Annotated in this window: 24 protein-coding genes; 11 read left to right on the plus strand and 13 right to left on the minus strand. The window is 41.5% G+C overall.

All coding sequences use genetic code 11. The features are described 5' to 3' along the window. Window positions 1–3: 3 nt before the first annotated feature. The 7 genes from ACZ5A8_RS20335 to ACZ5A8_RS20365 all read right to left on the minus strand — a co-directional run bounded on the left by ACZ5A8_RS20335 (window position 4) and on the right by ACZ5A8_RS20365 (window position 7,600). Window positions 4–1,758 carry a formylmethanofuran dehydrogenase subunit A gene (locus ACZ5A8_RS20335; protein WP_464531199.1) on the minus strand — a complete coding sequence of 585 codons (1,755 nt, stop codon included), beginning with the start codon at window positions 1,756–1,758 and terminating at the stop codon, window positions 4–6. A 1-nt stretch (window position 1,759) separates the two neighbouring features. Further along, window positions 1,760–2,800, minus strand: coding sequence for a 4Fe-4S binding protein (locus ACZ5A8_RS20340; protein ID WP_464531200.1), 1,041 nt, complete (start codon window positions 2,798–2,800; stop codon window positions 1,760–1,762). A gap of 18 nt (window positions 2,801–2,818) precedes the next feature. Beyond that, a complete protein-coding gene (locus ACZ5A8_RS20345; RefSeq protein WP_464531201.1) occupies window positions 2,819–3,421 on the minus strand; it encodes an FmdE family protein in 603 nt (200 codons plus the stop codon). A gap of 667 nt (window positions 3,422–4,088) precedes the next feature. Then, window positions 4,089–4,367 carry a TOBE domain-containing protein gene (locus ACZ5A8_RS20350; protein ID WP_464534232.1) on the minus strand — a complete coding sequence of 93 codons (279 nt, stop codon included), beginning with the start codon at window positions 4,365–4,367 and terminating at the stop codon, window positions 4,089–4,091. Between the two features lie 359 nt (window positions 4,368–4,726). Continuing rightward, a complete protein-coding gene (locus ACZ5A8_RS20355; protein WP_464531203.1) occupies window positions 4,727–5,536 on the minus strand; it encodes an ABC transporter ATP-binding protein in 810 nt (269 codons plus the stop codon). 38 nt (window positions 5,537–5,574) lie between these two features. Continuing rightward, window positions 5,575–6,264: an ABC transporter permease gene (locus tag ACZ5A8_RS20360; RefSeq protein ID WP_464531204.1), complete on the minus strand. Its 690-nt coding sequence runs from the start codon at window positions 6,262–6,264 to the stop codon at window positions 5,575–5,577. Between the two features lie 127 nt (window positions 6,265–6,391). Continuing rightward, complete coding sequence (locus ACZ5A8_RS20365; RefSeq protein WP_464531205.1) at window positions 6,392–7,600, minus strand: IS1634 family transposase; 1,209 nt, start codon at window positions 7,598–7,600, stop codon at window positions 6,392–6,394. Here ACZ5A8_RS20365 and ACZ5A8_RS20370 point away from each other — a divergent pair. Then, entirely contained in the window at window positions 7,587–8,738 is a 1,152-nt protein-coding gene (locus tag ACZ5A8_RS20370) for an ISH3 family transposase (RefSeq protein WP_464530343.1), read from the plus strand. The genes ACZ5A8_RS20365 and ACZ5A8_RS20370 overlap by 14 nt on opposite strands. A gap of 840 nt (window positions 8,739–9,578) precedes the next feature. Here ACZ5A8_RS20370 and ACZ5A8_RS20375 read toward each other — a convergent pair. Beyond that, a complete protein-coding gene (locus ACZ5A8_RS20375; protein ID WP_464531207.1) occupies window positions 9,579–10,463 on the minus strand; it encodes an ABC transporter substrate-binding protein in 885 nt (294 codons plus the stop codon). 286 nt (window positions 10,464–10,749) lie between these two features. Between ACZ5A8_RS20375 and ACZ5A8_RS20380 the strand changes: the two genes are divergently transcribed. The 8 genes from ACZ5A8_RS20380 (at window position 10,750) to ACZ5A8_RS20415 (ending at window position 19,117) form a co-directional block, all read left to right on the plus strand. After that, window positions 10,750–12,105 (plus strand): hypothetical protein, encoded by a 1,356-nt coding sequence (locus ACZ5A8_RS20380; protein WP_464531208.1) that lies wholly within the window; start codon window positions 10,750–10,752, stop codon window positions 12,103–12,105. Window positions 12,106–12,308: 203 nt separating this feature from the next. Beyond that, window positions 12,309–13,076, plus strand: coding sequence for a class I SAM-dependent methyltransferase (locus ACZ5A8_RS20385; RefSeq protein WP_464531209.1), 768 nt, complete (start codon window positions 12,309–12,311; stop codon window positions 13,074–13,076). A gap of 29 nt (window positions 13,077–13,105) precedes the next feature. Beyond that, window positions 13,106–14,758 (plus strand): ABC transporter substrate-binding protein, encoded by a 1,653-nt coding sequence (locus tag ACZ5A8_RS20390; protein WP_464531211.1) that lies wholly within the window; start codon window positions 13,106–13,108, stop codon window positions 14,756–14,758. 131 nt (window positions 14,759–14,889) lie between these two features. Further along, entirely contained in the window at window positions 14,890–15,831 is a 942-nt protein-coding gene (locus ACZ5A8_RS20395; RefSeq protein WP_464531212.1) for an ABC transporter permease, read from the plus strand. A gap of 4 nt (window positions 15,832–15,835) precedes the next feature. Further along, window positions 15,836–16,738 carry an ABC transporter permease gene (locus tag ACZ5A8_RS20400; protein ID WP_464531213.1) on the plus strand — a complete coding sequence of 301 codons (903 nt, stop codon included), beginning with the start codon at window positions 15,836–15,838 and terminating at the stop codon, window positions 16,736–16,738. After that, a complete protein-coding gene (locus ACZ5A8_RS20405; RefSeq protein ID WP_464531214.1) occupies window positions 16,735–17,667 on the plus strand; it encodes an ABC transporter ATP-binding protein in 933 nt (310 codons plus the stop codon). Before ACZ5A8_RS20400 ends, ACZ5A8_RS20405 begins: the two co-directional genes overlap by 4 nt. Further along, window positions 17,652–18,359 (plus strand): ABC transporter ATP-binding protein, encoded by a 708-nt coding sequence (locus ACZ5A8_RS20410; protein ID WP_464531216.1) that lies wholly within the window; start codon window positions 17,652–17,654, stop codon window positions 18,357–18,359. The genes ACZ5A8_RS20405 and ACZ5A8_RS20410 overlap by 16 nt, the downstream gene beginning before the upstream one ends. After that, window positions 18,356–19,117: a class I SAM-dependent methyltransferase gene (locus tag ACZ5A8_RS20415; protein ID WP_464531217.1), complete on the plus strand. Its 762-nt coding sequence runs from the start codon at window positions 18,356–18,358 to the stop codon at window positions 19,115–19,117. The genes ACZ5A8_RS20410 and ACZ5A8_RS20415 overlap by 4 nt, the downstream gene beginning before the upstream one ends. Window positions 19,118–19,365: 248 nt before the next feature. On the opposite strand, the gene ACZ5A8_RS20420 is transcribed toward ACZ5A8_RS20415, so the two are convergent. The 4 genes from ACZ5A8_RS20420 to ACZ5A8_RS20435 form a co-directional block, all read right to left on the minus strand. Beyond that, window positions 19,366–19,755 carry a hypothetical protein gene (locus tag ACZ5A8_RS20420; RefSeq protein ID WP_464531218.1) on the minus strand — a complete coding sequence of 130 codons (390 nt, stop codon included), beginning with the start codon at window positions 19,753–19,755 and terminating at the stop codon, window positions 19,366–19,368. 953 nt (window positions 19,756–20,708) lie between these two features. Beyond that, entirely contained in the window at window positions 20,709–21,395 is a 687-nt protein-coding gene (locus ACZ5A8_RS20425; RefSeq protein WP_464531220.1) for a type IV pilin domain-containing protein, read from the minus strand. Between the two features lie 110 nt (window positions 21,396–21,505). Then, window positions 21,506–22,366, minus strand: coding sequence for a DUF5803 family protein (locus ACZ5A8_RS20430; protein ID WP_464534233.1), 861 nt, complete (start codon window positions 22,364–22,366; stop codon window positions 21,506–21,508). 195 nt (window positions 22,367–22,561) lie between these two features. After that, window positions 22,562–22,819 carry a hypothetical protein gene (locus ACZ5A8_RS20435; protein ID WP_464531221.1) on the minus strand — a complete coding sequence of 86 codons (258 nt, stop codon included), beginning with the start codon at window positions 22,817–22,819 and terminating at the stop codon, window positions 22,562–22,564. A gap of 166 nt (window positions 22,820–22,985) precedes the next feature. Here ACZ5A8_RS20435 and ACZ5A8_RS20440 point away from each other — a divergent pair, with 166 nt between their 5' ends. Both ACZ5A8_RS20440 and ACZ5A8_RS20445 read left to right on the plus strand, forming a co-directional pair. Beyond that, window positions 22,986–23,291 (plus strand): signal recognition particle protein Srp19, encoded by a 306-nt coding sequence (locus ACZ5A8_RS20440; RefSeq protein WP_322225383.1) that lies wholly within the window; start codon window positions 22,986–22,988, stop codon window positions 23,289–23,291. Window positions 23,292–23,785: 494 nt separating this feature from the next. Beyond that, a complete protein-coding gene (locus tag ACZ5A8_RS20445) occupies window positions 23,786–24,055 on the plus strand; it encodes a hypothetical protein (RefSeq protein WP_464531222.1) in 270 nt (89 codons plus the stop codon). 32 nt (window positions 24,056–24,087) lie between these two features. On the opposite strand, the gene ACZ5A8_RS20450 is transcribed toward ACZ5A8_RS20445, so the two are convergent. Further along, window positions 24,088–24,411: a ribonuclease P protein component 4 gene (locus ACZ5A8_RS20450; RefSeq protein ID WP_464531224.1), complete on the minus strand. Its 324-nt coding sequence runs from the start codon at window positions 24,409–24,411 to the stop codon at window positions 24,088–24,090. Window positions 24,412–24,492: the final 81 nt, after the last annotated feature.

Here is a 24,492-nt window from a genome sequence, read left to right on the forward strand (position 1 = left end):
ACTTCACCTCTCACCGTTAACCTGTATGGGAGTCGGGTTTGCCAGGTATTTTTCTGGAGTCGGATAGTTGGCAAAGCCAAGGGTGTAGTACCTGAACCACTCCTTCACGTCAGCCAGCATCTCTTTTTCCCGCTCGTTTTCGACATGCACTTCGGAATAGTAAGTCCGTTTCTCGGGCAGGGAAACAATCTCTCCTTTAACAGCCACGATTTCGCCGCCCTTCACGGTGTATTCTGCCTTTCTGAAGGTCCTGAGGAGAGCTTCGTAATTGTTTGCGTCAAGCTGCTGCGGGTTTATGTTATAGACTGTAACATCTCCGTCTGCACCCACGCCAAAAGAACCTTTTCTATGGACCATGCCAATCGTCTTTGCAGGGTTGGCCCTTGTCAGGATCGCAAGATCATAGAGGGAGAGCTCCCGGTTTACGCCTCCGAGTTCGCTCCGGTCATTTGCCCACTTGTGGCACTCACCGAAGGTCTGCTTTCTGAAAGCTTCGGACATGAGCCAGGTCATAACCTCAGGGTATTTTGTGAACGGTCCGCCGTTGGGGCTATCTGTGGTCATTATGGTTTTCCAGGGGTCGTTGATGAGCAGGAGACATTCAAGCCCCATTGCCCACTGCAGGCTATGTACGGGGTTGGACTTGAGATAGGTAAAGGGAATGACACCTGAGCCGCATTCCATTTCAACGTCAGTGTTCGACCACTTGTTTCCCGTAAGAGTGTAAAGATCGTGGATAGCAGGCCCGTCTCCGGTCATAACTGTTGCTTCTCCGAAGGGAGTACATCCACTGTCGATTACCACATGATCCCTGTTGTTAATGTAGTCTGCAATATCCTTAACACCGGATTCACAGTCCCCCCAGGTTGTGCCTGCAAAACTGTTGAACATCAGATGGGTAAGGTATACAGAACGGTCCCTTGAAGGGTCCATTTTGGTTTCTGCCCATTCCACGTTCATGTTCTGCTTTGTCTTTACCCCATCAGGGATTTTGAGGGAGTCCTTGGTAATCGTATAGCAGCCCGGGTGGCCCAGGTTGTTTGCATGCAGGTGGACTGGCATTGGCATTCCGAGGGTTTCGTTGATCTCAGTAAGCCCTTTGATAGTCTCTCTTGGAGTAATCTCGAAATGGATGTTGGTCTCGTCAAGAGAACTAATGTTCTTGCCCCATGCCCAGTTTTCGACCCCAGCAGGATTGACGCATTTGATCCCGTAGGTCTTGTGGGTCTTCATCATCCAGGCGACATAAGCAGCAGCCTTTTCCATGTCCCCGTCCCTGAGGTAGCGCATCAAAAAGAAGTTGTTTCCAAGCACAAGGTACCCGCCCATATCCAGAAGGGGAGTTGCACGCATCTCTTCATGAGTGTGGCGGGCTTCAAGAGGAGGAACCGCAGCTTCGAAAACAGTTGTATAGCCCATTGCTGCGTAACCATACCCCTGTTTGTAGACCGAGGGGACGGTGTATCCTGAACCGGAATGGGTGAGTGAAGTTTTCTTAAGATTTGATTTATAATGGTCTTCGGGACGCATTGACCTGCCGGCGTTAACCTTTGCGCCTGCAACGTGAGAATGGGAGTCAACCCCTCCTGGCATAACAGTCATGCCTGAGGCGTCAATAACCTTTGATGTTTTCATTTCGGCTGCAGAAAGCTCTTTTACGACTTTTCCGTCCCTGATGAAGACATCCATAATCTCCCCGTTTATTTCATTGAGGGGGTCAAAGACGTATCCGTTCTTGATTGCAATTGTTCCTGCCATTTTATTCCACCTCTTTTTTCACAAGCCGAATAGCATTAACAGGGCAGATAAGGGCGCAAGCTCCGTCTGCTCCGCAGAGGTCCTGGTTTACGACTGAAATTTTTCCGTTCTTAACCTCAAGGAGAGCTTTTTCGTCCATGTCGTTCAGGTATCCTGCAGCAAGTTCACGGTTATTGAGAGCATTTACCGGACAGACGATCACACAGTTCCCACAGCCCAGGCAAGCAGCTTCATCGGTTTCCAGGCGGGTACGGAGCAGAACCTCCGGGACAGGGGCTTCGAGCAGCTTTTTCTCGAGAGGACCCTTTTTCTCAACATCCGGCAGAATTGAGGTTTTTCTGACATCAATGGCATTAACAGGACAGGAAACAGCACAGGCCCCGCAGTAAATGCAGGCATCCGGACGGTGACTGATCTTTTCGACTCTTTCTCCGGGTTTAGCCCTTTTATTGAAAATGGCATTTGCAGGACAGACTTCCACACATGTATGGCAGGTCTGACAGACAGTCTCATCCCGAGTCCAGCGTCCTTCAAAGGGTTTTTCCACGGAAATAGCGTTCACAGGACAGACTGCAGCACACCAGCCGCAGTGGATACAGCACTCAGTATCAATGAGGGTCTTTCCGACAAGCTTCAGCCTTCCGTCCGTTGAAATCTCTCTGGTGACTTCAATACAGCCTCTGGGACAGATATCCTCACAAAGCCCGCAGTGGACGCAGTTTTCATTTACTGTTGTTGGCTTCATGGCCTCGAAAATATAGGATTTGTCGTTGAGGGTTTTTCCTTCCTGCCTCAACTCAAGAGCCCCTGTGGGACAGACTCTCGCACAAATCCCGCAGACAATGCAGTTTTCACTTTCTTTCATTTCCAGGAAATCAGCATCAAGGAGCCTTCTAGCTACAGCTCCCACGGCGCCCACTGAAAGAGTGCCTTTGGGGCATGCCTGTACGCAGGTTCCACAGCCAATGCATTTTTCAGGCTTATAGACCAGCTGCCTATCTTTTTTTTCGGAAAAGACAGACAATCGCATCTCATCTTGCATTTTATTTACCTCTCAACGTTATTCTGTGCATCCGCCGCACAGCAGCTCATTATCATGTTGAATGAACATTTCACCGCAATTTTTACAGCATTGTATCCGCTTTTTCTTCCGAACCGGAACTTCCATGTCCACAGGTTTCCAGGAATACACCTTTTCTCCTGCCGCCAGCAGGATGGGCACAACCTCTTCATGGGGAAGCTTTTCGGTGTTCAGGTACCACGCGTGGAGTTTGGGATAGTCTTTTGTCTTCTCAGGGTCGAGGAGAATCCGGACACCTTTTATGCTGTGCACTCCTTCGGGCGCCTGTTTGTTTACCGTGACAGCCATCTTACCCAGGTTATTGATCTTCAACCCGTTGTTTCCGATGGTAGCTCCGGCAAGAATCTGGAAGGGGTCAGGCATGCAGCTTTTCGTTTCGCAGGTCACGTATATGCGCTCCCCGTCCCGGGCATCGAGCTCCCTTCTTGCAATATTGAGCATCTGGATGCCGATTAATGCCCCTGAGGTAAGGAATCCGTGAAAGGGGACGACCTTTTCAATCTGTGAAAGCAACTCAGGATCCTTTACCTGTTTCAGAATTGTTTCCAGATTGTGTTTCTCTTGATCAGAATTTTTATGCAATGTGTTCACCACCATGGGTTTCATCGTTATGTTTAATAAAACATAATGCTATTAAATGCAGTTGCAAACATGATCAAATGTCAGACAACCGTGATAATGGGAGGATTACATTATGTAAATTTCAACATAACGCAGAAGGATACACTGTATTTATAGGTAACTTTTTGACAGGAACTTATTAATTTGCAATATGGTGCAGGGGCGAAATTTCAATGGAAGGGACAGAACCCCTCGTAATTGGCCGGACACAGAAAAAAACACCAGCCAGAACTCTATAGCTCCCAGATATGTAAAGCTCAACATATCTATAAAAACGGAAGACAGGGCTTTCGCGCTTAAAATATATAAATAGGTATTTTATAAAATTATCGATCAAAAAGAGATTTTCCTTCAAAAAACAGGAGAATAATAGAACAAAGAAAATGCCATTCCGGAAACGTATAACTTATAATACAGTTTCCATTTGAAAGGAGAAGTATGCTTTGGGCTGCCAGCTCGATCTTTCGGGATCTTGGTTACAGTTAAGCGAATAAAAAACAGCCAGTAAGGGTTCGTTTCTGACAAATATGGCGACTGGATTTATTGCAGGGCTGATTAGCCATTATTTTATAAAAAGTATATTTTCAAAAGATGAAGTATTCTAAAAAATCAAGTTAATCATTTATGATTAAAATACATGAACAGCAGATGATTTAAAATATAACCAAATACTGGTTCCTATAGAAATATTGAGTTCATTGAGAGATTCGCGAGTTATAAAAACAGTGAATAATTCACCAGTGTCTACTAATAGTTTTATAAGTGACCCGGTGTCAATTATTTCATAAACTTTACCTTGAATTGTATTTCTAGCACTGGTTTGTACCTTTTCCCTGGATATTGTTATTTCATCAGGCCTTATAGTAAAATGAACTTTACCTTCTTTTTCCGTTAAACCGGAGTTTATAAGATCTCATAAAAATCGTGGTACAGCTATGGATATTATGTAGGTCTAACAAGAAATTAATTAAGTTCCAAACTCGTTTCGTTCAATTTTGGCGTCACCACATATTGAACTAGCTCACCGATTGATACTTATATGATTTTCACCATATTATACTAAAGAAACCATAATAGGGCGTCTTGTTACAGAGATCCTGTGTTAGACCCCATATAGTGGGAAATTAACTATTTTTGTGCCACACCGATTTATTTAATTGGTTCTATATTTGTCGGTTTTATATTAAAATGCTTGGAATTGTTACCCAACATAATTAATTTTTTGTTAGACCCTAAGTAGATCATGTCGCTTGATGTGGCTTTATACTATAAAGTATAAACTCCGGTTAAAGTAAATAAAGTTATGGAATCTGTTTTAATTTTTGCTAAACCATTTGAACGGTCCTCAATTTTACCACTCATTATATTTTCAATACCAACAAAATCAGCCACAAATCTATTTTTCGGTTTTCTAAATATCTGATCAGGCGTTCCAGACTGCAGGATCTGGCCATTATAAAGTATAACCATCCTGTCTGCAAGCTTTTGACCCTGTAAAAGGTCATGAGTAGTCATTATAATGGTTGTTTCAGATTCACGGTTAATTTTTAGGATTAGTTCCTCCAGTTTCTTTTTAGAGATAGGGTCAAGATTTGCAGTTGGTTCATCCAGCAATAGTAACTTGGGATCCGTAATCATTGCCCGCGCAAGTGCAAGCCTTTGAGTTTCTCCACCCGATAATTTAAGCGCATTTCTATTCTCGTAACCTTGAAGACCAATCAACTCAAGGAGTTCTTTGATCCTCCCCTCCATATTCTCTTTTCGTCCCCTGATTTTCAAACCATAAACAATATTATCATAAACGCTGGCCTTAAAAGCAAGCGGCTTTTGAAAAACCATTCCGATTTGCCTTCTTATATTCAGCCCAGTATTATTAGATTCATTGGCATCAGTACCTTCAAAATATACAGTTCCAGAGGATGGCTTTTCCAATAAATCAATTAATCTGAGCATTACAGTTTTTCCAGATCCAGTTGGTCCAACAAGAGCAGTACTGGTTCCCTTTTTTATTTGCAGGTTAATATTTTTGAGAACCTGGAGATTTTCATAATTTTTGTAAATTTCTTCCAATTCCACTATGTGCATTGTTAAACCTAAACTAACTGTTTATCGAATTAATCTTTACCCTGCAGATAATTCAATAATAAATTGATTATTAGAGAAAGAGAAAGAAGTATAAATCCTAATGCTATTGAAAGTACCAGATTACCTCTGGAAGTTTCAAGAGATATGGCAGTGGTAAAAGTTCTTGTAAAACCTCTGATATTACCCCCAATAAGTATGGCAACTCCTACTTCTGATATAGCCCTTCCAAAGCCAAGTATTACAGTACCCATTATAGCATAACGAGCTTCCTTTATGATGGTAATTATTGTTTGAGATGTACTAGCCCCCAAAGATACTGCTAATTCTTTTATTTGGGTGCTAACCCCAACAAGAGCAGTGATAGTAAATCCGATGAGAATAGGCAATATTAGTAATATCTGCCCTATTATCATTCCAGTGGGAGTAAAAAGAATTTTCAAAAATCCGAAAGGACCCTGTTGAGATATCAGCAGGAAAAGAAAAAGCCCTACCAAGACTGTAGGAACACTGTAAAGGGTTTGAATGAGATTTATTATGGTTCGTTTTCCCCGAAACTCATAGTAGTAGATCATTCCACCGAGGGGAATCGATATTAATGAGCCTATCAGTGTTGCAGTTAACGAAATATAAAGGCTTAATTTCGTTATTTGAATCAGTTTTGGATCAAGTTCTACTATTAGTTCTATTGCCTGAAAAATTGCCTGGATAATTTCATTCAAACGACCACCTGAACTTGATACACCTTGTAATTTAGTGATCTTACCGGAGTTTCTAAGATATTAAAAAAGAAAGGCTCTTGGCTATGATTATTCACAGTCTAACAAAAAATTAATTAAGTTGACGACTTCAACTTGGGATATACTCCCCAAGTTGAAGTTTTGTAAAGATCTCCGCAGTTTCTTTGTTCATTTCCTCTACGACAAACTCTGCGTTTTCCCCTCCTTTTCCATTGTATACTAATCCCATTCTTATCTTTTCAAGATTCTCGGCCAGCTTTTGAATTGTTAGCTCCTGGTCATCGATCAAATGAAGCAAATAATTGTGTAGCAGTAACCCCATTACACAGAGAAACACATGGGCTCTGATCTTCATATCCTTTCTGACATACACAGGCTTTACCGGTATCAGTAACTTGTCTTTCAGCCACTTTATATCCTCTTCAATCATGTTTCGGGAATCGTACATGTCCACAATTTCTTTTGTTGCAATATTATCCTTATCAGTAAACACAACAGTCTTTCCCATCCCTAAAAGAAACTCTTTTTCCTGATCATCATTTAAACTGAAATAAAGTTGTAACTCTCCCTCTTTTTCAACGACATTGTAATCAAAGAGACCTCTATATTGCTTTGGAATTGTATCAACAATACGATTCATGAGACCTTTTGATGTCATTTTTCTGCCTTTTCCTTTACGGTTAAGTTTTGAGCTTATTTCTCCAATCTTCTCCAGGATATCAAATTTTTTAACTTCCCACTCATGCATCTGTTTTCGACTAGTAATTTCAGTGTATTTTATGACTCCAGTAAACTCTTTATCATACCAGTTTCCGTTTACACGATGAGCTTTGATGATATTCTTTTTTCCATTCTCCCATTTTTCTTCAAAATCGGACAAAGGAACATGGAATAAATCTTTGCACATCGAAGAAGGTAAAGCCCCAACAACGTGCATTTTATCCAAAATATGTTCTATGTTATCTGTAGAGTTCATTCCTCTATCAAAAACAATTGTTATTTCCTTAAGAGGAATCCCTATCTCTTCTATACGTTTGCAGATACTGTCAATCAGATCGGAGAACAGAGTTACATCAGGAACGTTTGCTGGATACGTAATTGTCTGAAAAGGAAGGTTTCCGTTTGAAGTTGTCAAACCAACTCCGATGAGGTTCTTATCATATCGTTTATCTTTGGAAAAACCTTTTTTTGGAAGATCCTCCCCATGCTCGATGTGAGTATAAAAGTTCAGTACTTCGCTAATTTTGATTTCCTCATTACGGAAGCTTCTCGATACCTTTATATGTAATGAAAAATGCCTCTCTATGTCTTTTTTCACAAATAAGTTCAGAAATAGGTTTAAAATCGAATTAAAGTCAAAGTACTGTATTGATTCTGTATTACAACCTCTCACATCTCATGTAATCCTCAAGATCAATGGTTCACTTACAAGTGAAGACATTATTCGTACTGTTGTGAGTTTGGCAGTCGATAAGAGTTCAGTCCATTCTGTCTCAAAACAGTATTCTGCTGTTGCTTGTGAAACATCTTTACGTTACCATCTTAAGAAACTAAACATGGACGAATTGATCCTATCCAATGAAAAGATTCTTCTTCAAAATCCCCTAAAAACTCTCAAAACAGGTAAGAGCTATGAGTTTGCCATTGATTTAACCAACGATCCTTATTACGGGAAAACAGATTCGTCTAACGAGAAATATGTAATTCGTAGCCAAGCTAAAAAGTCAACAAACTCTTTTTACTCATATATCTCCCTCTACATCACTAACAAGAACGAAAGGTTTACTGTATCTGTTCTTCCTGTAGAAAAGAAAAAACCAATGGTTGAATACCTCTCCTATTTTCTCTATCTCATCAAAAGACTGAATTTTAAAATCAAGGTTCTCTGCCTTGATAGAGAGTTTTATTCTATAGATGTGTTTGAATTTTTGCAAAGTAATGGTGTTCCTCACATAGTTCCTGTTGTCAAGAAAGGAGAGAAGATGAAGCAACTTATGAATGGGAATAAGGCTCGGAGTACACAATATGTCATGAAGAATTCTAAGAAAAAGATTCTTTTAGACATTATCATTGATGTTAAGTATCTGAAAGGAAAGAGAGGTAAAAAGGGATGTGAGAACCTTGGTTTTGTTGTTTTTGGAGTTAAATGGTCTCCAAGAAAGGTCAGTACAGTTTACAGAAGAAGATTTGCTATTGAATCGTCATACAGGATGAGGAATGTGGTTAGACCAAAGACATCATCTAAAAACGCAACTATAAGGTACTTTTATGCATTGGTATCCTTTCTACTAAAAAATATATGGCTATACATTCAGAATAAACATTTTACTATTGTCAAAAGAGGACCTCAGGTCATAGATGAGGATAAGTTCAGATTTGAAGTATTTATACTTATTATTAAGGAATGGATAAGAAGAAAGTTAAGAGTGAGGACAACAGTGTGGTGTTTGAGATAAATGAAGGTAGAGTAAAAGTGGAGGAAAGATTTTAGCGAACTACTGAAGTTAGTTGTATCAAATGTTAGCTTCGTTGGCCTTATTCCTTTTTTGATCAATGTTTGAGAGATATCAAGTTCGATTTTGCGGATTGTTTCTTCATCCAATTTTTCCATGTAATTCAGGAAGTTCTGACTTGAGAGTTTGTACTTTGGCTTCATGAAAAATTGAAGTGAACTTTCTTTAAAATAGTAATCAAGAACGTTTCTGCTTAAGGAATGTTCGGATCTACCAATGATGATTAGGAGAAGATATTCTGCTGGGGTGAGACCTTTTATGTTTTTCCGATCAATGTGTTTGTTCAGACTTTTGATTAACCCCACGTCTTCAGCTGCCTTGAGTAAGGCAGCTGGTTTACCAAAAGAGTAGGAAGCTACCTTTTTTTCAGTGTTTTTTGTTATGAGCTCATAAACATGGTCCGCGGTTCCAACATATTTTTGAATTGTTTGAACTACTTTTCCATCGATCCGTTCATTCTTGATGACATAAAGATATTTATTGCCTTTTATAGTTTTGATCTTGAAATGCATGGGATTTATTAGACCCTAAATACATATAAATTCTTTGAATTATTCTATTATTAATTTTGCCATAAATAATCCTATTGATATTTTTATTTTTTATGTAATATGAGTAAGATTTGGTGACAAATAATTAAAATTAGTTAGACCCTATGAAAAATAAGCCGAATGATATCACTTTTAATCATAAAGTATAAACTCCGGTCTTATAGTTTATGCGATTATGTCAGTTCTTTCGAGTTATTTTAGCTAAAAAAATAATTAAGAGTTTAATCCATCCTCAGGATGGTAAACCTTCAGAGATTGGAGTGAAAAGCGGTTGCTCATATTGTTCTCTACCAAAGTTTCCGATTATTTCCTGCCCTTCCGAAGAAATGAGGAAATCTACGAAATTTTGAGCACCTTCATAATTAACATCTGGATGTTTTTCTGGATTCACTGGCATAGCTGCATAAACATTAAGCAGTTCATCGCCTGTTGTTACTATTGGTACAATCTGGATTCTTCCGTCGTTTGTATGTGCAAGAAATGTTCCAGAATCAGTTAAAGTATAGGCATTCTGTTCATTGGCAAGTAAAAGAGTTTCTCCCATACCTCTACCACTTTCAATGTACCATTCACCCGAACTATTAACCTCATCATAACTTACTCCAGTACTTTCCCATATTTTTTTCTCCCTTGCATGTGTACCTGAATCATCTCCACGAGATGCAAATTTAACCTGATCAGGATTATTTTGACCCTCTTCCATTATCTTACTAAATGCTTCTGTAGCAGTAAGGCTCTTTATTCCTGCGGGATCATTTTCAGGTCCGACAATCCAGAAATAATTATATGCTATTTCCGTACGATTTGTACCGAATCCACTATTTACAAATTGTTCTTCTCGACTTTTGTCATGAGTAAGAAGAACATCAGCATCTCCTCTTTCACCGTATTGTATAGCTATACCTGTACCTCCGGATATAACTAATACGTCTACTCCAGGATATTTATCCTCAAATGCTGCCTCTATCTCTTCTAAAAGCCCTGTATCCTCCAAACTGGTTGTAGTAGAAACTATTAGTCGTGTATCTGGTTGTGTAGATGCTGTATATGCATAAATACCACCAGCTACAATCAATATAGCCAGTATACCAATAATTGCAATGCTTCTTCTATTCATTTTATCCCCCGATTAAGATCTTCTTAATGTTTATTCCGATATGTGCATTTAACCACATCGGTTATAACCTTTCAGTTAGTTGTATTAACACGGTCAAAAAAAAATTACTGGTAGTTATACTCCGACCCGGCTGAAACTTTAACCCTGTTCAGAAAAGCAGACTTTAAACAAAATAACATTCGAGATAACCAGGAAAAGAAAAAAGAAGTCAAAATTTCACTGAAGTGATTAAATAAAAACATAATTAAGTCTACGCTGACAATTAAAAAAATAGAGGAAATTCTTCATGTTAGGATGTAGAGGAAGGAATATTAAGCTTCTCAAATTTCTGGCGCTTACCTTTCTTGTAGCAGGTTTTCTATACGGATGGTATGAGTACAGGGAGTTCACAGCTGTACCCACTGAACGGCTTGCTGCAGGCAGCTATTATCTCGAAATGCCGCCAGACAGCCACCACCATTATTTACAGCTACCCATTGACCATAACGACCCTTCAAGAGGAAATTTTACAGCCTTCTATATTCTTAGTCCCAATTTCGAGCCAGGTGAGAACGTGATTTTCTGGTTGTTTGACAACCAGCAGGAAGCGGTGGGAATGATTACTTCCCCCAAGGACTTTGAGTATTTTGAAAATAAGCTTGGGGGACTTTCGTATGTACTCATAGGTAACCGGGGAGTAAACCCAACACTATTTCCGGAAGTCTATAATGAAGATGGATCGGTTAACCATAGTCTGGCTGTGAAGTTATATGGTTCGGCACAGCAAATAGAAGATATAGAAGCTGTGCGGCGGGACATGCAGAGTAAAGGGCTCCTATCCCCGGAAGGCAAAATAATGCTTTATGGGGGGTCAGGCGGGGGATTTCTGGTTCAGCAATACCTGGACAGATATGGTCCACATGTTTCCCGCGCACTGATCGAATTCAGTGGAGCTCCCGACCTTGCCCGACAAAATAACGCTACTTTTGCCAGCAATTTATACGAATCAAATCCTGAAGCTGCAAACATATATTTTGCTCTGCCTCAGAATGAATCCAGACCTTCCATGGCATTTATGATGTTCAAACTTGGCTTGCAGGGCGATACAGAATCGCAGATAAGGGTTGCTGAAAGCCAGGTTGAAGGGGCTACTTTCAGAAACAAATATTTGTACTTTAAAAAATGGATCCTTCCACCTAACAACTTTCCTTTTGTCAGTTTTATTATCAATATTCCCTCTGAAGTAGAAGTGAAAGTGCGGATATATGAACTGACATGTACGGACCTGCTTGATTATGATCCGACCTCTCCCGAAGAAGTAAACCTGATGTACGAATGGACCCGGGTTGTGATTGCCGATTTTTTGAAAGCAAATGCAGAAGGTGCAATCTCCACATCATACTTTGACCTGAATCGATCAAATTATACGGGTGAGGTTATGGTCTGGTCCGGCACCAGAGACCAGGACTTTAGCACACAGACAGGACAGTGGATTAGCGATTCCTATCCTCACTCCCAGCAGACAGTATTTAATGACACCCATACAAGAGAGCAGTATAATGACTATTACCTTAATTTCCGGAAAGCATTCTTTACTACCGGGCTGGAATCGTTAGAGACACAGTCTTATTTCCAGGATTCCAGGCAATTGAATAGGAAATAACTTTCGAATTCTTGAAACTGACATTAGAAATAGACAATCTCTTTTTTATGAGGCGTCTGGTAAGACATACGCAAAGATCCTTATTCTAATTGTATTTATCAAAATAAGTATACTAAAACTTAATGTTACTAATTTTTAGTTTAATTATAATTCGTATTACAAAATAGAAAATTATTAATCATAAGATAGGCAAGTACTGGTTGATGTCTTCTTCAGAAACTCAGATCAAAGAGATGGTAGCCCATAAATGGGACCTTGCATCCGAGACTTTTGATACCCATGTAGGACACGGGATCCAGAGCAAGAAAGAAAGAGATGCCTGGAAACGTGCTTTTCAGGAAGTTTTTCCGAAAAAAGGTTTGAAAATTCTTGATGTTGGCTGTGGAACAGGAGAGTTAAGTTTACTATTTGCTGAGATGGGGCATAAGGTTACTGGAATTGATATTTCCAGACAGATGCTGAAAACAGCAAAATCAAAGGCTGAAACCTGTGAAGCTGATATAACTTTTGGAGAGGGAGACGCAGAAAACCCTCCTTATGATCCGTCTTCTTTTGACATTGTGTTCAGTCGCCATCTTTTATGGACCCTTCCGAACCCAAAAACAGCTGTAGAGAACTGGAACAGGGTTCTACGGAAAAATGGGAAGGTTGTAATTATCGATGGAGTGTGGGACAGAGGGACCCTGGAGTCCAGAGTCCGCAGAGGTGCAGGCGCCCTTTTAACCCTTTTTCTTGAGAGAAAAGATCCCAGAAAAGGACACGCCGGGTATTCCGACGAACTTAAAGCCCAGCTCCCGCACGCTGGAGGAGCTCCACTTGAAAAAGTAAAGGAGTACCTGTCGAATACGGGTTTTGAAAAGATCCAGGTTTTTGACCTGAAAGAGGTGAGAGAGGCCCAGAAAGAGAACATGCCGTTAGGCGAACGGATTGTACGCAGTTACCAGTATTACCTTATCTGCGGCCGGAAGTAAAAAACATTAAAAAAGATGGAGGTTCCGAAATGAAAAATAAAAGCTCCCCCCTGTTTATGTTGTTAATTATCCTGCTGATCTGCTCCTTTCTGGTGATTTCCGGGTGCAGCAGTACAGAAGAAAGCGAAAAAGAAGAAGCAGTCTCCGGGATTGAAATGGCATCGGGATCTGATGCCGCCTCCCAGGCGGAAGGAAGCTATGAAGCTGGCTCTGAAACCAGTACACTTATACTTGCAGAAATGTGGGATATTGAATCGATAAATACCATTGATGGAGACGGTGGAACGCTTATCTGTGAAAAAGCTGCGGTAACCGAAACCCTCGTTGGCGCTAGTGAAGATTTCTCCCTGAAGCCCGGGCTTGCAACTTCCTGGAAACAGCTTGATGAGAATATCTGGGAATTTAAGCTAAGAGAAAATGTTACTTTCCATGACGGAAGCAGGATGACTGCAGAGGAAGTAAAGTTCACCCTGGAGAACGTCATTGAAGCAAACACGAAAGTCGCTTCCATGCTCAAGGTCGATACTATAGAAGCAGTCGACGACTATACCCTCAAAATCAAAACCACGGAAATCAACCCTATCCTGCCCGGAATTCTCCATTACCCTGATACTGCCATAATAAGCCCCTCTTCTTTTGACGAAGCTGGAGAGTTCGTAAAGCCTGTAGGGACAGGGCCGTATAAGTTTGAGTCTTTTGACGAGAGAACCAGGGTTCTGACAGTTGTTAAGAACGAAAACTGGTGGGGAGGAGAAGTCGGGCTTGACAAAATGATCCTTAAAGGGATACCTGACCCGAACACAAGAGCAATGGCAATCGAAAATGGTGAAGTTGACTTTACAGTTGATGTGCCCTATAGTGAAACGGAAAGGATTGACGCTATAGATGGCATTACTGTGGAGAAGTACAGGACTCCAAGGGTTTACAAGCTCGACGTCAACCTGAAACATGAGCCTCTTGAAGATGTAAGAGTCAGGCAGGCTATGTCCTATGCTATTGACAGGTCTGAAATTGCCGAGCATGTACTTTACAACGTAGGAGAAGCTGCTGCAGGTCCCTTCCTGCCCACGATGGTCTGGGCAAATAAGAGCCTGAGCCCTTACACCAGAGACCTGGAAAAAGCCGATGAACTCCTGACAGCCGCAGGCTGGGTGGACACTGACGGAGACGGGATAAGGGACAAAGATGGAAAATCCCTCAAACTCAACCTGATGACCTATTCCGCAAGGCCGGGCCTCCCACCAATGGCTGAAGCTATGGCTGCCCAGTTAAGGGAGGCAGGTATAGCTGTCGAAACAGAAGTAATGGAGATGGGGTCAATCAATGACAGGAAAGAAAAAGGCAGCTGGGACCTGTACCTTGCCGCATACAACATTGCGATGGTCCCGGACCCCGAATATATTCTTACGAACTGGTACACGACAGAAGGGGTTGATAACGGGCCCGGTTATTCCAGTCCCGAAGTAGATGCCCTGATAAAAGAAGCAAGGCAGGTCACGGACCTGAAAGAACGTTATAAGAAGTTCAATGAGGTTGAAGCCATAGTGAATGACGAACAACCTATGATTATAGTAGCTTACTACGGCTGTGCAATCGTGAAGAAAGACTATGTAAAAGGATATGTGTTCGACCCGACAGCCCACGACTACCGCATAAATGCAGGAATGTACCTCGAAAAGTGAAAACAACAGGATTCTCGTGAAGGTACAGAGCTCATGCCTGTGCCCTTTAATTTCCTTTTGAATTTCCTTTCACCCAGAGTAACACTGGACAGATAGGCATTCTTGCCTTCTGTCTGTTTTGAGGAGGAAACATGAAGTATTTCTTGAAAAAGGCAGGTTTCATGGCATTTACGGTTTTTGCGGTCTGTGCCCTGACTTTTTTCCTTATGAACGTGATTCCGGGGGGCACAGCTGAGTTAATTCTCAAACATACCCTTGTCGGCTTGGAGGAAAGCGCAACCGAAGAACAGCTCAGCCAGATCTCAAGCAAGTATAACCTGGATGACCCTCTTTACCTTCAGTTTTTCAGGTGGATAAAAGAAGCAGTATTGAGAGGGGACATAGGGACCTCCTATGTTTATAAAAAACCGGTCTTTTACCTCCTGGCTCTGCGCCTTCCGGAAACTGTCCAGCTTGCAGGAGCAAGTATGGCGCTTTCAGTGGTTGTGGGAGTAAGCCTTGGGATTTATTCTGCCCTCCGAGAAAACCGGATTTCGGACCACATCATCAGGGTTGTAACGCTTTTTGGGGTTTCGATGCCAGGTTTCTGGGTAGCCCTGCTCCTTATCCTGATATTTTCCCTGAAGCTGAAACTTGTGCCTGTAGCAGGGTATGGAAGCCTCGAAAACCTGTTTTTGCCCGCCGCAGCCCTTTCCCTTCATTCCGTTGCTTCGGTTATGAGAGTCACCAGGACAAGCATGCTTGAAACCCTGGGGCAGGAGTACATCAGGTTTGCAAAAGCCAAAGGGCTTCCTTTATGGAAAATCATAAGCAGGCACGCTCTTAAAAACGCAATGCTCCCTGTCATCACAGTAATTGGTTTTCAGATGGGAAGCCTGCTTGGAGGAGCTGTTGTGATTGAAAAGATCTTTGCCTGGCCTGGAATAGGAAGCCTGCTTGTGGACTCGATTTCGGCCAGGGATTTGCCTGTGGTCCAGGGCTGTGTGCTTGCGATTGTTACGATGTTCCTACTTGTGCATTTCCTTGTGGATATGCTCTATACGCATCTGGACCCGCGGATAAGGTACGGCTGATACTATGGATAATGCATTTGCTGACAGATTAAGAAAAAAAAGCTTCTTACTGCCGGAAGCTTACGGAAATGAATTTGCAAAAAGAGTCTTCCAGAGAAAAGACATGATTTTTGCTCTGGCAGTCCTTCTACTTTTTATCGGGATTGCCATTTTTGCTCCCCTTATTTCTCCTTACGAACCTAATGCCATTGACCTGAAAAACAAAAACCTCAGCCCATCGGGAGAACACCTTCTGGGTACAGATTACCTTGGAAGGGATCTGCTCAGCAGAATCCTGATAGGAGCCCGGACTTCTCTTTCCATTGCCTCAGGGGTGGTGCTTATTTCCCTGTTTCTGGGAACTGCAGCGGGCTGTGCAGCAGGATATTATGGTGGAGTTGTGGACGAAAGCATATCTAGAATAATTGATATCTTCCTTTCTTTTCCCGGAGTCATCTTTGCCCTCACCGTTATGGGGGTGCTTGGGAGCGGGGTTTTCAACCTGATGCTTGCCCTCTCGATCGTTCACTGGGCAAAGTACGCAAGGATGATGAGGGGACAGGTCCTTTCCATCAAAAAACAGGAATTTATCCTTTCCGCTATAACAGGCGGAGCCGGAGACTTCTACATAATCAGGAAGCATATCGTGCCCAATGCCATAGCCACTCTCCTCGTGCTTGCCGCAATCGACTTCGGACATGTGATTCTCTCAATTGCCACGCTAAGTTTTCTCGGAATAGGGCTGCCTGCAGATGTGCCTGAATGGGGAGCAATGCTTTCCGCAGGAAAGGAATTCATGAGGACGGCCCCTTACCAAACAATCTTTCCAGGGCTTGCTATAACCCTCATTGTGGTCGTCTTCAGCGTCCTGGGAGACGGCATGAGGGATATTCTTGACCCGAACCACGAAGGGGGCGAAATCTATTGAGCCTGCTTGAAATAAGAGACCTCTCTATCGAATTTCCTGCAGGAGAGAGTACTGTAAAAGCAGTATCTCATGTCTCTTTTGAGGTGAGAGAAGGAGAGACCTTCGGGATAATCGGGGAAAGCGGATCAGGAAAATCCGTAATAGGACTTGCCGTGCTAAGGCTTCTTCAGACAAATGCAAATGTTTCTGGGAAGATATTTTTTCATGGACAGAACCTTCTTTCCCTTAAACCTTCAGAACTCCGAAAAATCCGGGGAAAAAGAATTTCTTTAATGCCCCAGAACCCGGCTAGAGCCCTTAACCCTGTCCTGAGAAACGGGATTCAACTGGAGGAGGTTTTTGAGGGGAACAGGAATGAAAAAAAAGAGGGAATGAAAAAAGCCCTTAAGCTCATGGAACAGCTCTTTTTGAGAGATCCAGAAAAACTTTGCAGTCTCTATCCTCACCAGCTATCAGGAGGCATGAAGCAGCGGCTAATTGCCTGTATGTCTCTTTCTTTTGATCCCGAGCTTCTGATTGCGGATGAGCCCACAAAGGGGCTGGACCCTGAGGCAAAGGCAGGCGCAGTTGACCTTTTCACTAAAATAAAAAAAGAATACGGAAAGACAATGCTCCTGATTACGCATGACCTTGACCTAGCTCTTGAGGTCTGTGACCGCATAGCCGTAATGTATGCGGGAGAGATCGTGGAACTGGACGAGGCTTCAAAAATCCTCAGCACACCATTTCACCCATATACAAAAGGGCTTGTCCGGGCTCAGCCCAGAAACGGACTTGTCTCCCTGAGTGGGCAGACACCCAGCAGGATCAGGCTTCCTGAAGGTTGTCTTTTTCATGAGAGGTGCAGGTACTCAGGTGTAGAGTGTTCCAGAAAGCATCCAGAAATGAAAAGCTACAAAGGAGGCATGGTAAGGTGCCACTTCCAGTAATAGCAATAGACGGGCTGGCAATGAGATTTGGGGCTTCGGAAGTGCTCAAAAATGTCAGTTTCTCAGTAGCTCGCGGAGAAACCCTGGGGCTTTTCGGGAAAAGCGGGTCAGGAAAAACCACTGTAGGCAGATGTATTGTAGGGCTTGAAAGACCCACAGGGGGAGAAATCCGGGTCCAGGGAGTGGATATACTGGGTATGGGAAAAAAAGAGTTTCGGAAACTGCGCCCTAAGATCCAGATGATTTTCCAGCACCCTGAAACTTCCCTTGACCCCCGCATGAAAGCCTTTGAAAACCTTATAGAGCCCCTGAAACTTCATTCCGGGCTCAGAAAGGATGCCCTCCTGAAGCGAGGAGAAGAACTGGCAGAACTCACAGGCCTCCTTCCAGAACACCTTGCCCGTTATCCGGGTCACCTCAGCGGAGGAGAGATCCAGAGGATAGTGCTCGCAAGGATCATGGCGTTATCTCCTGATTTTGTAGTAGCTGACGAGCCCACTTCCATGCTTGATGTTTCAGTCCAGGCCCAGATACTGCGCCTTATGCAGAAGCTACAGCGAGAAACAGGCGTTTCCTACCTTCTAATCTCACATGACCTTGAGGTGTTAAGGAAAGTCTGCCACAGGATCGCTTACCTTGAAAACGGGACCATTACCTCAATTGAAAATATAAACAGAGGAATTAAAACATGACAACTCAGGAAAACCAGATCAAACAGACTATTACCCGTGTATGGGATATCTCATCTGAGACCTATGACAGCTATGAGGGGCACGGGATCCAGAGTGAAACCGAGAGGGAAGCCTGGAAAAATGTATTTAAAAGCCTGCTTCCCTCAGGAAAGCTGAAAGTGCTTGATGTCGGCTGCGGGACCTGTGAAATAGGGCTGCTGTTTGCTGAAATGGGACACCAGGTTACAGGCCTTGACCTTTCGGAAAAAATGCTTGCAAAAGCCCGGGAAAAAGCTTCCAGAAGAGGGTTTGACAGTGTTTTCAAAAAAGGAGATGCTGAAGCTCCTCCTTTTGAGGCGGATACATTTGATGTTGTGGTCAACCGCCACCTCCTCTGGACCCTTCCGCACCCTGATACCGCAGTCCAGAACTGGAAAAAGGTGCTCATAAAAGGAGGAGTGCTTATTGTCATTGATGGGGTCTGGAATGACGGTTCGCTGGAAACCAGGGTAAGGAGGCTTGTAAGTGAGTTCTGCATTTTGCTTGTTGAAAGAAGGAATCCCAGAAAAGGGCACTACTCCAGAGAAATAGACAGTGAACTTCCCAACCGGCACGGGGTCCCGCCTGAAAAGATGTTTGAATATTTCAGGGCAGCAGGATTAAAAAATATAAGAGACCTGGACCTGAAAGACATCATGGGACTTCAGAAAAAGAAGATGCCGTTCCGGAAACGGATAGCCTACAACTACAATTACCATTTGATCTGCGGAGAAAAATAAATCTAAAGGGAAAACTCCGTGAAAATTGAACAAACGGAATTAAAGGGAGAGGAGTTTATATTTAAATAGGACTTACGCACCTGAAATGAGAACAGGTAGCATGAAATGTCAAAGACTCTAAATTACACTATGAGTCTAAATTACATTGTATGACATATCTTCGTGCTTTATTTTTGTTTCTCAGGCGCGTAAATCCTATCAGGAAACCATTTACGTTATAGCACTGGATAATATTATACAGTTGATTCTTAACGGCTGTTCATACAGTTATTATAGTTTACCTGCCATGCCTGATTTCTGGTGGACCATTTCCTGTGCTTGGCTTCCCATTTCTGATATTTGCTTAGCCATCTGTTGTAATTATTAAGCCAGTTCTGATATTCTTTGTCATTTTTCTTTTTGTTGCCCAATTTTTTCTTCTTTTCTTCTAATGTCTTCTTCTCTGCATTCAGGTTCAGTCTTTCTTTTTCTAAATCAGTCTTCTGTACATCCAGCTGCGTTCTCTCATTGTTTAATGTCTGTAATTTCTGATCACTTGACTCTGCGCTTACTGACGTAGCTGTAAATGACATCACAAAAAAAATCAGTGTAAACATGCACGTGATCCTTTTTAGTCTGTCAAATATTAGTTTACCCATATGTCCTAATCCCCTAATTTTTGTTATGTTCAATATAATTTAGAGCGATTTTTATCTCTTAGGACCTAGATACCATGAGGTCAAAAAGATAGCATAGACAATTCTGTCACAAATACTATGATTTAGATTTTTTGGAGTCTCATGCTACTGTTTTCTTAGCTCAAAAGCATAAGTCCTGCTTTGCTCTAATCGTCTTCTCTAATTGTCCTGTCGACTATCCGCCGACTGACATTCCTGAAATTAGCGGGCTTAGATAAAAGCATACTTATAAAAATGCCGGGTTTTAATTCGGCGAATTTATAAAAGAAGCTTTATATAACATTTAATCCAGGATATGATTTCAAATAACATGATTAACCCTTATCGGAACCCTTAAGAGCCGTGTATTTGAACAGGAAAAATGAGCTAGAGTTTAAAAAAGTAAATTTTAAAGTTCAGGACAAGAACTTAAATTCAGTATTAATTGCTTACTTAAGGCGCAAAATCAAGTACAATCAACTTTGCAGGTCAAATCTCTTAATTCAACAGGTAATTATTAGTGCTATTGATTTCTCATCCTTGTCGTACGAGCCAGATTTAAAAAAACTCAAAATAAGATCAATGAAGCTTTTTAGGATAAATTTATTTAAAAAACTCTATATTAAAGAGGATTAAATAGTTGGATTAAGGAAAAAGACGTTTCTTAAAGAGTAAATATTAAATTTGATCCGAAAACAGACCTGAAAAAGAAAGAATAACCTTATTTTCAAATATAGATACAGTATCGTTATCAGAAACAAGCAGAATTTCCGACCAATACCCTTACATGAACCGATACAAAGTGAACAAGAACAAAGCTGAAGCTGGCATAATGCTTCACAATGGGTGTCCGACAATTAAACAGAAAATGAAAAAGGAGTCGGTTTCATCATTATTACTTAAATCATTTAACTACCGACATAGATTTTGTTTAATCAGTCAGCGAGCTTTACAACCGCCTTTCGTTCAGCAATAACATTCCTACCTTTACGGTCAATGATCTTTAGAGTTATTTCGGTGCCTGCTTTAAAACCGTAATTGTCGGAAGTTTTATTGTCCCCATTTACACTAACTTTTACGCTGGATTCTCTTGTCCCTACTGCACTGTCCTGTCCGCAGAGCACAAGCCTTTCCCCGACATCCCATGAGCCGTCTTCAAGAGTGGCGTTATTATTCACAACGTAGTACTTTTGATTCTTTCCATTTTGGCTCAGGTCCATGTAAATAACCTCTACATTTCCTTCAGCTCTTTTTCCAGTTCCATTAGAAATATTTCCCTGGAAAGAATTTCCATATCCGGAAATCCTTATCGAAATAGAGTCTAATGAAAGAGAATCTCCTCCCTCATGTATAAGGACAATATGATTTTCCTTAAACGTGACCCATTGGCTTACCTTCCCAGTTCCGTAAATCCCCCCTTCACAGGATTCAAGAGTAATTTTTGCCAGAGGTGGTTGGAAATTAGTTCTGCTGCCGGAGAGACTGATGCTGCTAGCAACTATACCTACAAGTGCGAACGTAATTAGCAGAAGGAGAAGGGAGCCAACAACAGGAGAGAGACCCTCAGATGCAGATTTTAAGGAATAAGGGTATTTATGCCGGAGACTTCCCAACGCCTTCACCAAGGTGATAATAGGTGAAGCTTGAATAAATAGATTCCTGTTTGACTAAAAATAGATAGCTTGTTCAAGAAATGGAAAAAGAAGTGGTAGGGAGGAAACTTTACCTGTGGTTATTTTTTCTTTCGTTGTTCTTTCTCTTCATATTCCTTTTCGAGCTCGAAGATTTCCCTAACGCTTTCCAGTTCTTTTTTACTTCGGGAATAACGCGAAAGCACCATAGCGACCCCGAAAAGTAAGGCTACAATTGCGGCGAAGAAATACATGGGTGCAGATTCAGCATAGTATTTAACCTGAATAGCTTCTTCCCGTTCCCCCATCTTAGAAGAAATCCACAGAAGAGTTTGCCTCCCTTTTTCATCGAAATTTATGTCATAAGGTTCAGGCCTTGCTATCCCGAATACCCTATTGCCTGTAGCATAGCCTTCCGGAAGAACTACGCGGATGAATTCGGAGTCAGGTTTCATAAAGGTAAAACTCTGAGTTCCGGGCATATCAAGAGTATATGCGATAAAACCTGTAACAGGCTCTTCAAATTCAAGATTTATTAACTTCACGTTCCGCGTAATTTCCTGCGTAAGAGTATAATTGATGTCCGAAACGTTGCTACTGTTTGAGAGCCTCATAAAAGTTCTTGAACTTGCTACAGTTTCATTTGCAGGCTCTACCAGAAGTACGAAATTTCTAATAGGGTCTTCATTGGAATTGCCACCAAGGGAATCGGGAGGGAAGATTTCAAGCTTGCTGCTATTTATAATGATATGGACGACCTGCAACTCTGTCTTGTCTTCCAGAATATAATATGTGGTAGTATTTGCTGGAATTTCGTTATCCCACTCATCCAGAAAAACCTCAAATTCATAATTAGAGATATTGCCAGGCTCATCCAGAATGATCTCCTTTTTTTGATCAATACAGCCCGACATGAAGACCACCAGCAGGGCAAGGAGTATAAATATATCTTTTGTTTTCATTTTCACGGAAGAATTCTCCCTTGGGCTTGAAGAGATCTTTTTTCAGCTGCAGCAATTTCCTACTATTTTGAGCGAAGCTTGCAGGATCTGTAACAGGTCAGCTTTATCCTATGCTCTCTCTTCTTAATAAACAAAACGGATAACCTGCAAGAAAAAAATGCGAACTGCCCCTCCCCAATCCCCTGTGCTGAAAGCTCAGGTTTTTGATTCTCCTGAATAGCTCAAATACCTTTCTACCATAGGCCAGTCAATTTTTTTGATATATTTTGCCTGAAGTTTGGAAACGTAAAGAATATTGCTGCCAATAAGAATTTTCATATCAGAGGGCTTGGGGGAGGACTCCCCAAGAGGAAGAAGGATAGGACCATCCGGAGAAGTGGAAAGCCTGAAGTCCTGCCCGCTCTTTCTGATGTAAGCCCTGACTTTTTCATCAATTGAAAATACCGGGATCATATAATGCACCGTGCAGAAATTATCAGGGAAAGATAAATAATTACAGGTTATGAGATTGTAGAAAAACCTGAAATTTTAAATTAATAAAAAGAAACTCCGAAACTGCGGAAATTGCCGGGCAGTTTTAAATTCCATGAAAACAATTTAGGACGAAGATAGCATGATGATGAAAGATAAGGGAAAACTTGTAATCTGGCCTGCGTATATTGACCAGACAAAATCTAGAAGCAGCGGAAGGATCATCTCCCGAAAAAATGCAATTAAAGAGCCGCATCTGAATGAAATCAAAGAAGCTGCAAAGCAGATGGGCCTTAACCCTGAAGTAGAGCCTGAGAAAGCTTACCCTAAAACATGGTGGGAAGTTAGCGGAAGAGTGCTCGTGGATGATAAGGGTCCAAAATCCGTTATTGCAAAGCAGATAGCTTTAGCAATAAAAAAAATGAGAGGGCAGGAAGCACCTGCACGAACATGAATTATAATAAATGTAAACTAATAATAAATGTAAACTAATAATAAATGTAAGTTATGTTGAATGTAAATTATAACGAACCCGAATTATGAGTATCTCTGGTCAAGAAGAAAGGGCATTTAGAAAGGGCATTTAGAAAGGGCATTTAGAAAGGGCATTTAGAAAGGGCATTTAGAAAGGGCATTTAGAAAGGAGCTCCTGAACAGACATTAGTCTCACAAACTTATTTTCGAACCACACTAGTGACTTTAAAAGAGTCAAGAGCATCCTATTTTGCATTATCTGTTTTGAATAAACCTGTACAACTCTTAAAGACAAAATATTCTAACCGAATATAATATATAGAATAATTAATATATATTAGATTGGAATAATAATAAAACAAAAGACTCTGGTTAGAGATAACAACTGAAACTCTAGCTAGAGGCCATGGATAATGAAACTGTATTGAGAATTAAAAAGAACGTTTATATCATTTGAAAACAAAACCTGCAGATATGTCCGAAAATAACAAAAAAACGCTACCTGTCATAAATAATGGATCAGGTAGTTCCAAAAAAATAATCCAGAACCCATACAAAGAAATAAATGTCGGTTGCGGATGTGGAGCAGCTTCCTGTGAAAACTGTCCCGGAGCCCTTGGAATGAAGGCAGGATCAGACAGGGATTTGGTTTACAGAAACGTTTTTGCATACCTGATGATCGTGGTAGTGATCCTCGTTACTACTTACGTTGTAAAAGAAGCTTTAACGTCGCTGCTTATTTGATCCGCCAGTATAAGGTAGCACATCATTAGGCTTTACCTTAACTTTTTATAAGGATATCTCATTTCTTTTCCGCAGTGTGCACAGGATACAACAATAAACCCTCCTTTCAATCTGTACCTGGCATTATGTCCAGGCATAAGGAGCGCATAGCAGTGTTTGCAGATCCTGCCTTTAATTTCCCTTGGAATGCTCATCCGGTTCCTCATAGAGATATTTCGTATGAGCTGCACGTAACGCCTGCTGCGCTCAGGATTTTCTGGAAACTCAGCCTTCGCAAGCTCAAAAAGCCGCCACATACGCTGGGCTGCTACATTCTGAATAAGGTTTTTCTGCTTTTTCCTGGCTACTTTAGGCATTGATAGACCTATCCCCTGGTATTTCTACTATATTTCACTGGTACGGGAATCCTGTTTCAGTATGGGGGTCCGTTTAGCCCT

It is taken from the genome of Methanosarcina subterranea, assembly GCF_055385895.1.